Source organism: Cellulomonas sp., assembly GCF_035634735.1.
Lineage (GTDB): Bacteria > Actinomycetota > Actinomycetes > Actinomycetales > Cellulomonadaceae > Cellulomonas.
Genome location: NZ_DASQCJ010000233.1, coordinates 13,714 through 27,211 on the forward strand (window position 1 = coordinate 13,714; position 13,498 = coordinate 27,211).

General features: G+C 75.2%; 14 protein-coding genes and 1 tRNA gene. 1 reads left to right on the forward strand and 14 read right to left on the reverse strand.

Going from position 1 to position 13,498, the window contains the following annotated elements; translation table 11 throughout:
• Positions 1–157: 157 nt before the first annotated feature.
• From VER05_RS18855 to VER05_RS18910, 12 genes are all read right to left on the reverse strand, one after another.
• On the reverse strand, positions 158–913 hold the full coding sequence (locus VER05_RS18855; RefSeq protein ID WP_166938841.1) for a YebC/PmpR family DNA-binding transcriptional regulator: 756 nt from the start codon (positions 911–913) through the stop codon (positions 158–160).
• Positions 914–998: 85 nt separating this feature from the next.
• On the reverse strand, positions 999–1,616 hold the full coding sequence (gene pdxT / locus VER05_RS18860) for a pyridoxal 5'-phosphate synthase glutaminase subunit PdxT (RefSeq protein ID WP_324846848.1): 618 nt from the start codon (positions 1,614–1,616) through the stop codon (positions 999–1,001).
• Positions 1,617–1,625: 9 nt separating this feature from the next.
• Positions 1,626–2,861: a pyridoxal phosphate-dependent aminotransferase gene (locus VER05_RS18865; RefSeq protein ID WP_324846849.1), complete on the reverse strand. Its 1,236-nt coding sequence runs from the start codon at positions 2,859–2,861 to the stop codon at positions 1,626–1,628.
• Positions 2,862–2,910: 49 nt separating this feature from the next.
• Positions 2,911–3,546: an NUDIX hydrolase gene (locus VER05_RS18870; protein WP_414647659.1), complete on the reverse strand. Its 636-nt coding sequence runs from the start codon at positions 3,544–3,546 to the stop codon at positions 2,911–2,913.
• Positions 3,543–4,391, reverse strand: coding sequence for a pyridoxal 5'-phosphate synthase lyase subunit PdxS (pdxS, locus tag VER05_RS18875; RefSeq protein WP_239068540.1), 849 nt, complete (start codon positions 4,389–4,391; stop codon positions 3,543–3,545). Before pdxS ends, VER05_RS18870 begins: the two co-directional genes overlap by 4 nt.
• A gap of 184 nt (positions 4,392–4,575) precedes the next feature.
• Positions 4,576–5,208, reverse strand: coding sequence for a hypothetical protein (locus VER05_RS18880; protein ID WP_324846851.1), 633 nt, complete (start codon positions 5,206–5,208; stop codon positions 4,576–4,578).
• Positions 5,209–5,268: 60 nt separating this feature from the next.
• A complete protein-coding gene (locus tag VER05_RS18885; RefSeq protein WP_324846859.1) occupies positions 5,269–6,462 on the reverse strand; it encodes a glycosyltransferase family 4 protein in 1,194 nt (397 codons plus the stop codon).
• Between the two features lie 32 nt (positions 6,463–6,494).
• On the reverse strand, positions 6,495–7,499 hold the full coding sequence (locus VER05_RS18890; RefSeq protein WP_324846852.1) for a phosphatidylinositol mannoside acyltransferase: 1,005 nt from the start codon (positions 7,497–7,499) through the stop codon (positions 6,495–6,497).
• Entirely contained in the window at positions 7,496–8,113 is a 618-nt protein-coding gene (pgsA, locus tag VER05_RS18895) for a phosphatidylinositol phosphate synthase (protein WP_324846853.1), read from the reverse strand. The genes VER05_RS18890 and pgsA overlap by 4 nt, the downstream gene beginning before the upstream one ends.
• Positions 8,114–8,120: 7 nt before the next feature.
• Positions 8,121–8,726: an HIT domain-containing protein gene (locus VER05_RS18900; RefSeq protein WP_324846854.1), complete on the reverse strand. Its 606-nt coding sequence runs from the start codon at positions 8,724–8,726 to the stop codon at positions 8,121–8,123.
• A gap of 4 nt (positions 8,727–8,730) precedes the next feature.
• Positions 8,731–10,746: a threonine--tRNA ligase gene (gene thrS, locus VER05_RS18905; protein WP_324846855.1), complete on the reverse strand. Its 2,016-nt coding sequence runs from the start codon at positions 10,744–10,746 to the stop codon at positions 8,731–8,733.
• A gap of 146 nt (positions 10,747–10,892) precedes the next feature.
• Positions 10,893–10,964: transfer RNA gene (locus VER05_RS18910), tRNA-Val, on the reverse strand.
• 218 nt (positions 10,965–11,182) lie between these two features.
• On the opposite strand from VER05_RS18910, the gene VER05_RS18915 reads away from it, so the two are divergent.
• On the forward strand, positions 11,183–11,611 hold the full coding sequence (locus VER05_RS18915; RefSeq protein WP_154728987.1) for an SsgA family sporulation/cell division regulator: 429 nt from the start codon (positions 11,183–11,185) through the stop codon (positions 11,609–11,611).
• 24 nt (positions 11,612–11,635) lie between these two features.
• Here VER05_RS18915 and VER05_RS18920 read toward each other — a convergent pair whose 3' ends face one another.
• Together VER05_RS18920 and VER05_RS18925 are read right to left on the reverse strand one after the other, a co-directional pair.
• On the reverse strand, positions 11,636–12,487 hold the full coding sequence (locus tag VER05_RS18920; RefSeq protein ID WP_324846856.1) for an aminotransferase class IV: 852 nt from the start codon (positions 12,485–12,487) through the stop codon (positions 11,636–11,638).
• Positions 12,488–12,492: 5 nt separating this feature from the next.
• Positions 12,493–13,498, reverse strand: a 1,006-nt coding sequence (locus VER05_RS18925; protein ID WP_324846857.1) for an anthranilate synthase component I family protein, incomplete at its 5' end; no start/stop codon positions are given.

Below are 13,498 nucleotides of genomic sequence, written 5' to 3' on the forward strand. Positions count from 1 at the left end.
TGGTCGTGACGGACACGCCGACGGCGTGTCCGTCACCACCATCCACTGTCGAGGTGTGCCGCAGCCTCGGACGGACACGGGCCCGGACGCGACGACGCCCCGCGCCCGGGGGGTCCGGGGCGGGGCGTCGTCGCGTGCGGCAGCGCCCGAGGGGACGTCAGTCCTCCTCGAGCTCCGCCATGACCTCGTCGGAGGCGTCGAAGTTCGCGTAGACGTTCTGCACGTCGTCCGAGTCCTCGAGCGCGTCGATCAGCCGCAGGATCTTGCGGGCGCCCTCGGCGTCCACCTCGATCTGGGTGGCCGGGTAGAACACGACGTCGGCCGAGTCGTACTCGATGCCGGCCTCCTGCAGCGCGGTGCGCACCTTGACGAGGTCGGTCGCCTCGGACAGCACCTCGAAGGCCTCGCCCGCGTCGTTGACCTCCTCGGCGCCCGCGTCGAGCACGGTCAGCATGACGTCGTCCTCGGTGGTGCCCTCCTTGGGGACCATGACGACGCCCTTGCGCGAGAACAGGTACGCCACCGAGCCCGGGTCGGCCATCTGGCCGCCGCTGCGGGTGAACGCGACGCGCACGTCGGCCGCCGCGCGGTTCCGGTTGTCGGTGAGGCACTCGACCAGGAACGCGACACCACCGGGGCCGTAGCCCTCGTAGAGGATCGTCTGGTAGTCCGCGCCGCCGGCCTCGGCACCCGAGCCGCGCTTGACCGCGCGCTCGATGTTGTCGTTCGGGACCGAGGTCTTCTTGGCCTTCTGGATGGCGTCGAACAGCGTCGGGTTGCCCGCGGGGTCACCACCGCCGGTGCGCGCGGCGACCTCGATGTTCTTGATGAGCTTCGCGAAGAGCTTGCCGCGCTTCGCGTCGATCACGGCCTTCTTGTGCTTGGTGGTGGCCCACTTGGAGTGACCCGACATCGCTTCCCTCTCGTTTCCCGCGCCGCCCCGGCGCTGCCCGGGCCGGCGGTGCGGCGCGCCCCGGCAGCGGAGCGCGCCCCCGCTCTCACAGGGCGTCGCGGACGATCTCGACGAACAGCCGGTGCACCCGCGTGTCCCCCGTCACCTCCGGGTGGAAGGACGTGGCGAGCAACGAGCCCTGGCGCACCGCGACGATCCTACCGGCGGCGGGCCCCGACTCCACGCGGGCGAGCGCCGTGGCCGCCGGCCCGACCTCGTCCACCCAGGGCGCGCGGATGAACACGGCGTGCACCGGCTCCGTGGCGCTGTCCGGGACGCCGTCGATCTCGAGGTCGGTCTCGAACGAGTCGACCTGCCGCCCGAACGCGTTCCGGCGCACCGTGACGTCGAGCCCGCCCAGCGTGCGCTGGCCCTCGATGCCGCCGACGATCCGGTCGGCGAGCAGGATCATCCCGGCGCAGGAGCCGTACGCGGGCATGCCCGCCTCGAGCCGCTCCCGCACCGGCACGTCCAGGTCGAACGCGCGCAGCAGCTTGTCGATGGTGGTCGACTCGCCGCCGGGCAGCACCAGGCCGTCGACGGCGTCGAGCTCGGACTCGCGGCGCACGGGCACGGCCTCGGCCCCGGTCGCGCGCAGGGCGGCCAGGTGCTCGCGGACGTCGCCCTGCAGGGCCAGGACACCGATGGTGGGGGTGGCGGTCACCCGCACATCCTACGAATCGGCGACGCCGGCCAGCGCACCGCCGCCGACGCCCGCGGCGGCCGTGGCGCCCGTGGTCGCTCCGGAGGCGGCGCCCGACCAGTCCGCCACCGCGTCGGCCAGCCGGGACAGGCCCTCGAGCAGCGCCCCACGCTCCGCGGCCAGCGACACCCGGACCATGCCCTCGCCGCCCGGCCCGAACGCGCTGCCCGGCGACACCGACACGTGCCGGTCCGCGAGCAGCCGCAGCGCGAACGCCTCGGAGTCCGCCGTGGCGGCCGAGACGTCGACCATCAGGTAGAACGCGCCCTGCGGCCGGACGGACGGGATGCCGCGCGCGTCCAGCAGCGCCACCGCGGCGTCGCGCCGCTCCCGGTAGGAGTCCACGGCCGCGACGACGTCGTCCTGCGGGCCGGCCAGCGCGGCGAGCGCGGCGCGCTGGCTGACGGACGACGGGCAGGCGACGGTGGCCTCGGCGACCTGGCCGAGCAGGTCGATCACGCCCGGGTCCCGGGACACGACGTAGCCGAGCCGCCAGCCGGTCATCGCGTAGGTCTTGGAGAAGCTGAAGAACGTCAGCACGCGGCCGTCGGTGTCGAACGCGGCGGGGCTGGCGTGCGGGCGGTCGAACGTGATCGCCTCGTAGCACTCGTCCGAGAACACCCACAGGTCCCGCTCGCGGGCCAGCTCGACCACGCCGGCCAGCAGCTCCGGCGGGTACATCGCGCCGGTCGGGTTGTTCGGCGAGCAGACCACGATCACGCGGGTGGCGGGCGTGATCGCCGCGGCGATGTCGGCGAGCGTCGGCACGAAGCCGTTCGCCGCGTGCGCCGGGTAGGTCGCGACGTCCACGCCGGCGGCGACCGCGGCCATCCGCCAGTTCGGGAACTCCGGGTCGGGCAGGAGCACCTGGTCCCCCGGCCCGGCCAGCGCGTTGATCGCCATCGCGAGGCCGTGCATCGCGCCGTGCGTGACCACGACGTCGGATGCCGTGACCTCGAGCCCGTTGACCCGGCGCACCTTCTCGGCCAGCGCGGCGCGCAGCTCCGGCGTGCCGGTGCTCGACGTGTACGCGGTGTGCCCGGCGGCGGCGTCGCGGCCCGCGGCGGCGACGACGTGCGCCGGCGTGGGCACGTCGGGCTCGCCGATCTCCAGCCGGATCGCCTCCGGGTCGCGCATGGCGAGCTCCATGAGGGTGCGGATGCCGCTGCGGTGCATGCGGGTGACGGGCGAGGTGGAGATGGGCACCGGCCGACCCTAGCCGAGATCGGGCCCCGGACGTTACTGCCCGGTAACGTCAGTCGTCGCGCTGCAGCCCGAGGTGCCGCACGGACCCGTCCCAGCCGGCCAGCAGCGGGCGCACGAGGTCCGGCAGCCCCTCGGGGAACACCTCGCGGGTCTCGGCGGCGAGGTCGTCCAGGTGCCACCAGCGCAGCTCGTCCAGCACGTCGAGCTCGACCTCGGTCCAGCCGTCCCGCGCGATCGCCGCGGTGTCCAGCGCGTCCGCCACCCGCGCCAGGAAGAACTCCTCGTCCTGGCGGCAGTGCTCGGCGTAGAAGTCGAACAGCGCCGACCGGGTGAGCACCGGCCCCACGAGCGCGGCGTCGTCCAGCAGCAGGCCGGTCTCCTCCCGGACCTCGCGCACCGCCGCCTCGCGCGCGGACTCCCCCGGGTCGATCCCGCCGCCGACGGTGAACCACCAGGACCGCTCGGGCTGGTCGACGTCGTGCCCGCGGACCAGCAGCAGCCGGTCCTCGGCGTCGAGCAGCAGCACCCGCGCGGCCCGGCGGAACCGCAGGCCGTCGTCGCCGAGCACCCAGTCCGCGCCGAGCGACGACGCGGGGGTCGCGACGTGCGCCGGCTCCCCCGACGGCGACGGCCCGCCGGCCCCCGAGGGGGTCGACGGGCCGTCGGTCGGCACGGGGTGGGTCACCAGCCGCGCTCGGCCAGGCGGTGCGGCACCGGGACGTCGTCCACGTTGATGCCGACCATCGCCTCGCCGAGGCCGCGGGAGACCTTCGCGATGACGTCCGGGTCGTCGTAGAAGGTGGTGGCCTTCACGATCGCCGCGGCGCGCTGCGCCGGGTTGCCGGACTTGAAGATGCCGGAGCCGACGAACACGCCCTCGGCGCCGAGCTGGCGCATCATCGCGGCGTCGGCCGGGGTCGCGATGCCGCCGGCGGTGAACAGCACGACCGGCAGCTTGCCGGCCCGGGCCACCTCGACGACCAGGTCGTACGGCGCCTGCAGCTCCTTGGCGGCGAGGAAGAGCTCGTCCTCGGGCAGCGAGGACAGCCGGCGGATCTCGTCGCGGATGGTGCGCATGTGGGTGGTCGCGTTCGACACGTCGCCGGTGCCGGCCTCGCCCTTGGAGCGGATCATCGCCGCGCCCTCGGTGATGCGGCGCAGCGCCTCGCCCAGGTTGGTCGCGCCGCACACGAACGGCACGGTGAACTGCCACTTGTCGATGTGGTGCGCGTAGTCGGCCGGGGTGAGCACCTCGGACTCGTCGACGTAGTCCACGCCGAGGCTCTGCAGCACCTGCGCCTCGACGAAGTGGCCGATGCGGGCCTTCGCCATCACCGGGATGGACACCGTGTTGACGATGCCGTCGATGAGGTCCGGGTCGCTCATCCGCGCGACGCCGCCCTGGGCGCGGATGTCGGCGGGCACCCGCTCGAGCGCCATGACGGCGACCGCGCCGGCGTCCTCGGCGATCTTGGCCTGCTCGGCCGTGACCACGTCCATGATCACGCCGCCCTTGAGCATCTCCGCCATGCCGCGCTTCACGCGGGCGGTGCCCACCGCGGGGACGTCGGTGCCGGTGGCGGGCTGGGTGGTGTCGGTGGTCACGGAGGTCCTCGCAGTTCGAGTCAGGGGAGTTTCCGGCTCCCATCGTAGTCGCGCGCGGCGCGTGCCCGGGCGGGCGTCCACCCGGCGCGCGGCGCGGTCCCGGTCGCCGTCAGGCCGCGGCCGGCGGCTGCCCGGGCCGGCCGAGCGCGGCGGGCCACGCGTCGTCCAGCTCGAGCGTCTGCGGCATCGGCGCGCGCCCGGCCAGCCGGAGCGTGCGCACCGCCCAGCCGCGGCGCATCCGCTGCGCCTGGGCGACGGCCTCGTTGTGGAACCGGCGCGCGAGCTGCACGCGGTACCAGGCGTCGCCGAGGGCGTCGAGCAGCTCGGCGGCGCCGGGCTCCTCGCGCAGCGCCGCGACCTCCTCGGGGTCGTCCAGCGCCTCGCGGAGCGTCGCCGACAGCTCGGACTCCACCAGCCCGCGGTCCGCGGTGGCGGGGTCGGCCCGCTCGGGCCCGCGCAGCTCGGCCGGCAGCCGGGCCATGCCCTGGGTCTGCGGGCTGCCCGCCGCGATCGACGCCCAGGACGCCTCGCCGACGAGCACCGAGCTCACCGGGTCGAGCACGCCGGACGCGGCCAGGGTGGACGCCGCCGAGGCGCGCCGGAGCAGCTGCGTGTCCACCACCGCGCGGGACGCGGCGACCTTGCGGTGCAGCCGGTCGATGCGCGACGCGGCCACCCAGGACCACCACAGCACGACCAGCAGCACCCCGACCACCAGCACGGCGGTCTCGGACCAGCTCATCTCGGGGCCCCCGCGGGATCGTGAGCGCAGCGAGCGATGTCGTGGGGTGTGATCATCCGATCATCCCTCGTCCCCGCGCAGGCGCTTCAGCGCCGTCCGGGCCCCGCGCCGCGAGGTGGGGTCCTCGCCCACCGGCGCGGCGCTGCCCTCGACCGCCATCTCGTACACCGTGAGCACCTGGTGCGTCACGGTCGACCAGTCGTACCGCGCCACGGCGGCCTCGCCCGCGGCCGCGATCCGCGCCCGCTCCGCGGGGTCGCCGAGCAGCCCGACCAGCACGCGCGCCAGGTCGGCGGAGTCGCCGGTCCGGAACAGCGCGCCGGCCTGCCCGTCGTCGAGCACCCGCCGGAACGCGCCGAGGTCGGAGGCCAGCACCGCGGTGCCCGCGCTCATCGCCTCGACCAGCACGATGCCGAACGACTCGCCGCCGGTCTGGGGCGCGCAGTACACGTCCGCCGACGCGAGCAGCCGGGCCTTGTCCTCGTCGCTGATGCCGCCGAGGAACTCCACCGCGTCCGCGTCGTCGCCGATCAGCTCGCGCACCTCGTCCGGGCCGGTGTCGCCGCGGCCCGCGACCAGGAACCGGGCGCCGGGGAACGCGAGGCGCACCTCCGGCACGGCACCCAGCAGCACCGGCAGGCCCTTGCGCGGCTCGTCCAGCCGGCCCAGGAAGACGACGGTCGGCGCCTCGGGGGTCCCGGCCCAGCGCGGGTCGGCCGGCGTCCCGGAGAACGCGTCGACGAACACGCCGTTCGGGATCACCACGGCGTCGCCGCCCAGGTGCTCGACGAGCGTCCGGCGCGCGTCCTCGGACACGGCGATCCGGGCGCCGATCTTCTCCAGCGACTGCCGCACCAGCGGGTAGGCGATCTGCAGCGACCGGGACCGGACCAGCGACGAGTGGAACGTCGCCACGACGGGCCCGTCGGCGATCCACAGCGCGAGCATGCTCAGCGACGGGGTGGCCGGCTCGTGCAGGTGCAGCACGTCGAACTGCCCGGCCTCCAGCCAGCGGCGCACCTTGGCCGCGGTGATCGGGCCGAACGCCAGCCGGGCGACCGAGCCGTTGTACCGGACCGGCACCGCCTTCCCGGCGGACGTCATGTAGTCGGGGATCGGGGTGTCCTCGTCGGCGGGCGCCAGCACGGACACGCTGTGCCCGCGGTCGATCAGCGCCTCCGCCAGGTCGCGGACGTGGAACTGCACGCCGCCCGGCACGTCGAACGAGTACGGGCAGACGATGCCGACGCGCAGCGGCCGGGACGGCCCGGGGGCCAGGCCGGCGATCACCGCGCGGCCCGCCCGGCGCCGGCTCCCCCGGCCTCCGCCGCCAGCGTCTTCGCGTACCGCTCGGGGTCGAGGTCGGCCACGAACACCTTCTGCAGCATGTGCCAGTCCTGGGGGGCCCGCGCGATGCCGCGGCCGAGGTCGTCGACCCAGGCCTGGGTGAGCGCCGCGACCCGCTCGGACCGCGGCACGTCCTCGGGGACGGTCAGCAGCCGGCCGAACTCGATGACGACGCCCCACGCGGTCCCGGCGGCGCGCCGGCGCGCGCCGGTGAGCCGCTCGTAGGTGATCGAGGTGGCGCACAGCGGGGCGCCGGTCGACACGGCCAGCGCGGCCGGGCCCGCCGCGACCCGCGCGCGCTCGCCGAACAGGTCGACCTCGACGCCCCGGGCGGTGAGGTCGCGGTCCGCCAGCAGCGGGATCAGGCCGGGCGTGGGCTGCCGGGCCACCCGGACGAGCTCGCGGAACACGCCGCCGCCCGCGCCGCCCTCGGACAGCGGGATGATCTCCAGCCCGATCCCCTCGCGGAACGCGAGGAACTCCTGGAACAGCGCCTCGGGCTTCAGCCGCTCGGCGACGGTGACCGTCCGGCCCAGGTTGCGGGTGGCCCACGCGCCGGCCAGGTCCCAGTTGCCCAGGTGGCCGAGCGCCATGACGACCATCCGGCCCTGGTTCATGGTCGCGACGACCTCGCCCGGGTCGACCAGCCGGACCCGCGCGTCGATCTGCTCCGGCTTCGCGCCGACCAGCGCGAACGACTCGCCGTAGTACCGCATGTACGACCGCATGCCGAGCAGGCTCAGCCGGCGGACCTCCTCCGGCCGGGCCTGGGGGCGCACCCGGCCCAGGTTCGCCTCGAGCTGCCGGACGCCCGCGCCGCGGAGCAGCCACACCACGTCGGCGACCAGCCGGAACACGCCGCGCACCACGGGGTCGGGGACCTTGCCGACGACCCGCCACCCGAACGCGAACAGCCGCGCGACGTCCACCTGCGGGCGCCTCACGCCGCCCCCAGCGCCTGGCGCCGGACCGTCAGCATCCGCTGCACGACCGTCACGAACGACGCCGCCGCCAGCAGGCCGAGCACCACGACGAGCACCGGCTCCGGCACCCCGACCCCGACCAGCGCCGTGGCGACCAGCACCGTGGCGAGCCGGTCGGCGCGCTCGGCGATCCCGACCGCCGCCGTCATCCCCAGCCCCTCGGCGCGCGCCCGGGCGTACGGCACGATCGCGCCGAGCACCAGGCACGCCAGCGCGAGGCCCGAGCCCCAGCCCGCCCAGGACGAGTCGCTACCGTGCACGAACCACAGCACCAGGCCGGAGAAGATCGCCGCGTCGCCGAACCGGTCGAGGGTCGAGTCGAGGAACGCGCCCCACGGCCCGGACCGGCCGGCGCGGCGCGCCATGACCCCGTCCAGGCTGTCGGTCAGCGCGAACAGCGCGATGACCAGGCTCGCCGCCAGGAAGTGCCCCGTCGGGTACAGCCACAGCGCCGCCGCGACGACGGCGACGGTACCGGTGATGGTCACCGCGTCCGGGGAGACGCCGCGCTTGAGCAGCGCGTCCGCCACCGGGGTGAAGAGCCGCGTCATGGCCCCCCGCAGTCCGTTCAGCACGGGCCGGTCATCCCTTCTGGTCGCCGGCGGCGACGTCGTCGTCCGCCGGCCAGGCCGCCGCGAGGCGCGCCCGGGTGTCGTGCAGGAGCTCCGGCAGCGCCCGGGTGCGGCCGACGATCGGCAGGAAGTTGCTGTCGCCCGACCAGCGCGGCACCACGTGCTGGTGCAGGTGCGCCGCGATGCCCGCGCCCGCGACGGCCCCCTGGTTCATGCCCAGGTTGAAGCCGTGCGGCCCGCTGACCGCGCGCAGCACGCGCATGGCGGTGCGGGTCAGCCCCGCGACCTCCGCGACCTCCGCGGGCGTCAGGTCGGTGTAGTCGGCGACGTGCCGGTACGGGACCACCAGGACGTGGCCGCCGTTGTACGGATAGAGGTTGAGCACGACGTAGGCGACGGCGCCGCGCGCGACGACCAGGCCGTCCTCGTCCGACAGCGACGGCACCCGGCAGAACGGGCAGCCGTCGCCCTCGGCGCCGTCGGCGGGCTTGTTCTCCCCGCCGATGTACGCCATCCGGTGCGGGGTCCACAGCCGGCCGAAGCCGTCGGGCACGCCCGGGAGGCCGGCGGCGTCCTCCACCGCCGGCTCCCCCGAGCCGTCGTCGCGCGCGGTCACCGGGTCAGACCTGCGCGTGCTCGCGCACCGCGGTCACGACGCGCTGCACGGCCTCCGCGACGGGCACGCCGTTCTCCTGGCGGCCGTCCCGGTACCGGAACGACACCGCCCCGGCCTCGGCGTCCTCGCCGCCCGCGATCAGCACGAACGGGATCTTCTGCGTGCTGGCGTTGCGGATCTTCTTGCCGAACCGGTCGCTGGACCGGTCGAGCTCGGCGCGGATGCCCTGGGCGCGCAGCTGGGCCACGACGTCCTCGAGGTACGGCTCGAACGGCTCGGCGACCGGCACCGCGAGCACCTGGACCGGCGCGAGCCAGGCCGGGAACGCGCCCGCGTAGTGCTCGGTCAGCACCGCGAAGAACCGCTCGATCGACCCGAACAGCGCGCGGTGGATCATCACCGGGCGCTGGCGGGTGCCGTCGGCGCCGGTGTACTCGAGGTCGAACCGCTCGGGCAGGTTGAAGTCGAGCTGGATCGTCGACATCTGCCAGGTGCGGCCGATCGCGTCCTTCGCCTGGACCGAGATCTTCGGGCCGTAGAACGCGGCGCCGCCCGGGTCCGGGACCAGCTCGAGGCCGGACTCGGTGGCGACCTGGCGCAGCGTCTCGGTCGCCTCCTCCCAGGCCGCGTCCTCGCCGACCGACTTCTCCGGGTTCCGGGTGGACAGCTCCAGGTAGAAGTCGTCCAGGCCGTAGTCCTTGAGCAGGTCGAGCACGAAGGTGAGCAGGCTGGTGAGCTCGCCCTTCATCTGGTCGCGGGTGCAGTAGATGTGCGCGTCGTCCTGGGTGAAGCCGCGGGCGCGGGTCAGGCCGTGCACCACGCCGGACTTCTCGTACCGGTACACCGTGCCGAACTCGAACAGCCGCAGCGGCAGCTCGCGGTACGAGCGCCCGCGGGAGTCGAAGATCAGGTTGTGCATCGGGCAGTTCATCGGCTTGAGGTAGTAGTTCTGCCCCGCGCGCTTGATGTTGCCCTCGGCGTCGCGCTCCTCGTCCAGCTGCATCGGGGGGTACATCCCGTCCGCGTACCAGTCCAGGTGGCCCGAGATCTCGAACAGCTGCTGCTTGGTGATGTGCGGGGAGTTGACGAACGAGTAGCCGGCCTCGACGTGCTTGCGCCGGCTGTACTCCTCCATCTCCATCCGGATGATGCCGCCCTTGGGGTGGAACACCGCCAGGCCCGAGCCGATCTCGTCCGGGAACGAGAACAGGTCGAGCTCGGTGCCCAGCCGGCGGTGGTCGCGGCGCTCGGCCTCGGCCACGCGCTCCAGGTAGGCCTTGAGCTCGTCCTTGGTCGGCCACGCCGTGCCGTAGATCCGCTGCAGCTGCGGGTTCTTCTCGGACCCGCGCCAGTACGCGGCGGCCGAGCGGGTCAGCTGGAAGCCGTTGCCGAGCACCTTGGTGCTGGGCACGTGCGGGCCGCGGCACAGGTCCTGCCAGACGACCGTCTCCGACTCCCGGCCCGCGCCGCGCACGTTCTGGTAGTAGGTGAGGCCGCCGGCGCCGACCTCGACGGACGCGCCCTCACCCGCGGTGTCCGCGGTGGACTTCAGCCCGATCAGCTCGAGCTTGTAGGGCTCGTCCGCGGCCAGCGCGCGCGCCTCGTCGTCCGTGACCTCGACCCGGCGGAACGTCTGGTTCTCCTTGACGATCCGCGACATGACCTTCTCGAGGGCCTTGAGGTCCTCGGGGGTGAACGGGTCATCGACGTCGAAGTCGTAGTAGAAGCCGTCGGTCACCGGCGGGCCGATGCCGAGCTTCGCCTTCGGGTTGACCTCCTGCACCGCCTGCGCGAGCACGTGGGCCGCGGAGTGGCGCAGCACGGCCAGGCCGTCCGGCGAGTCGACCGTGACGGCCTCGACGACCGCGCCGTCGGGCAGCGGGCGGGACAGGTCCCACAGGTCCCCGTCGACCCGCACGACGACCACGTCGCGGCGAGCGGCGAACAGGTCCGTGCCCGTGGTCCCCGCCTCGGCCGTGGTGCTGGTGCCGTCGACGGTGAGGGTGATGAGCTCGGACACTGCGGGGTCTCCTCCGGTCGGGCCCGCGCCTCGCGCGCGGGGTCCGGGTCGATGCTACCGACCGGTCACCCGGTCGAGGGCCCCGCCGCGAGGTCGGGGCACGACGAAGGCCCCGGTCCGCTGCGGGACCGGGGCCTTCGAGCCGGTGGGCGATACTGGGTTCGAACCAGTGACCTCTTCGGTGTGAACGAAGCGCGCTACCACTGCGCCAATCGCCCGGCAGACGAGAACATTACCCGACCGGGGGCGCGGATCCGAAATCGGCGCGGCGACCCCGCTCGTGGAGCGGGACCCGCCCCGCGGGGTCGCGCGCCCTCGTCCGGGACGGGCGGCGGGTGAGGCGTCCGGGTGGGTGAAGTTCGGCCCGGGACCTCCGCTCCTGGCGACCCGTGCGTCATGATGGTCTTCTCGCGAGACGTGTGTGAAGGAGGATGCGGTGGCCCAGCGCTCGTACGACGTCGTCGAGACCGTCGCCATGCAGCTCATCAGCTCCGATGCCAGCGTCCTGCCTGTCACCGCGGAGCTGTCGTACCGCGTGAGCGACCCCTACACGGTCCGCGCCGTGTTCACCTCGCCGCAGTCCACCTCGGTGTGGCTGCTCGGCCGCGAGCTGCTGCTCCAGGGCATGCTCGCCGACGCCGAGGACCCCGCCGGCTGCGGCGACGTCCAGGTGTGGCGCGACGAGGACCCGATGTTCACGCTCGTCTCGCTCACGGGCATCGAGGGCAGCGCGCTGCTCGCGTCCCCGTCCGAGCCCCTCGAGCGGTTCCTCACCGCGACCGAGCAGCTCGTCGCGCTCGGCACCGAGAGCGACCGCATGGAGGGCGAGATCGCCGCCCTCATCGCGGCGCTGCTCACCGCCTGACGCGTCGCCCCGCGGGTCCCGGGCCTACGGGTCCAGGTCGTCCGCCGCGCGCGCCCGGAACAGCCGCGCCAGCTCCGCGGTGACCGGTCCGACGGCCGTCGGCGTGCCCTCGACCGCCACGACCCCTTCCACCCCGCGGAGGGAACCGGCGAGGGCGAGCCCGGCCGCGCCGGCGCGCGCGTCCGCGACCACCGACCACGGGAGCTCGTCCCCGGCGGCCTCCCGGACCGGCAGGCCCGCCCCGGCCGCCCACTCCAGCGCCAGCGCCCGCGTCACGCCCGGCAGGCAGCCGGAGGACAGCGCGGGCGTCAGGAGCTCGCCGCCGCGCTCCACCAGCACGTTCGACGTCGCCCCCTCGCACAGCGCCCCGCGGGTGTTGGCGAGCAGCGCCTCGTTCCCGCCCGCGCGGGTCGCCGCCGCCAGCGCGAGGACGTCCGCGGCGTAGGAGGTCGACTTGTGGCCGGCGAGCGGCGAGCGCTCGTTGCGCACCCAGGCGGACCGGACGACGTGCGCCGGCCCGCGGGCCGGGGCGGGGGCGGCGGTCACGACGAGGACCGGGTCCGCTTCGGCGTCGCCGTCCGGGCCGGGGGCGCCCGGGCTCACCGTGATGCGCAGCCGGCCCACCTCGTCGCCGCCTGCCGCGAGCACCGCCGCGACGGCCTCCCGGACCGCGTGGTCCGCGACCGCCGGCAGCCCGAGCGCGGCGCTCGACGCCGCGAGGCGCGCCAGGTGCCGGGTGAGCGCGAACGCCCGGCCGCCGCTGACCGCGCAGGTCTCGAACAGGCCGAGGCCCGTCGCGTAGCCGGGGTCGGTGCCCGCGACGACGGGCTCGCGGGGGTCGCGCAGCCGGCCGCCGGCCCACAGGACGCTCGCCACGGCGGTCATCCTGCCACCGGGCCCGCGGACGCGAGGCCCACGAGCCGCCGCGCCTTCAGCTCCGTCTCCGCCCACTCCGCGTCGGGGTCGCTCCCCCACGTGATCCCCGCGCCCGTGCCGAACCGCAGCACGCCGTCGCGCCAGACGAACGTCCGGATGCCGACGGCGAGCTCCGCGCGGACCGCGCCGCCCGCGCCGACCTCGACCCACCCGACCGCGCCGCAGTACGGCCCGCGCGGCACCGGCTCCAGCCGGCGGATCAGGTCGAGCGCCGACGACTTGGGCGCCCCCGACACCGACCCCGGCGGGAAGGTCGCCCCCAGCAGCAGCGCCCACAGGTCCGCGCCGTCCCGGACGTCCGCGCGCAGCCGCCCGCGCACCGTGGACACGAGGTGCACCAGCCCGGGGTGCTCCTCGACGCCGAGCAGCGTCGTCACCTCGACCGTGCCCGGCTCGCACACCCGCTGCAGGTCGTTGCGCACCAGGTCGGTGATCATCACGTTCTCCGCGCGGTCCTTCGCGGTCAGCCCGGCCGCGGTGGGCGCGGTGCCCTTGATCGGTGCCGACGTGACCCAGCCGCCCTCGACCCGCAGGTAGAGCTCGGGCGACGCCGTGACCACCCACACCGGCGGCACCGTTCCCCCGGCCGGCACGTGCACGCCGCCGGCGTAGGGCGCGGGGTTGCCCGCCGCCAGGCGCGCGCCGAGCGCCCGGGCGTCGGGCTCCCGGCCGTCGCGCGCCGGGAGCGGGGCGGACAGCACCCGGCAGAGGTTGGCCTGGTAGACGTCGCCCTCGCGGACCGCGTCGCGCACCGCGCGGACGGCGGCGACGTAGGCGGGTTCGTCGAGGGAGGACGCCCAGGCGCGGGGGTCGGGGCCGCGCCAGCCGGGGGTGGCCGCGGCGGCGGCCGGGTCCGGGCCCGGTGCTGCGGCCGGGCCCGCGACGCCCGCGCCGGCCTCGTCGTCGGCGACGCGGAACCGCCACGCGGCGACCGGCCCCTCGAAGTCCCCC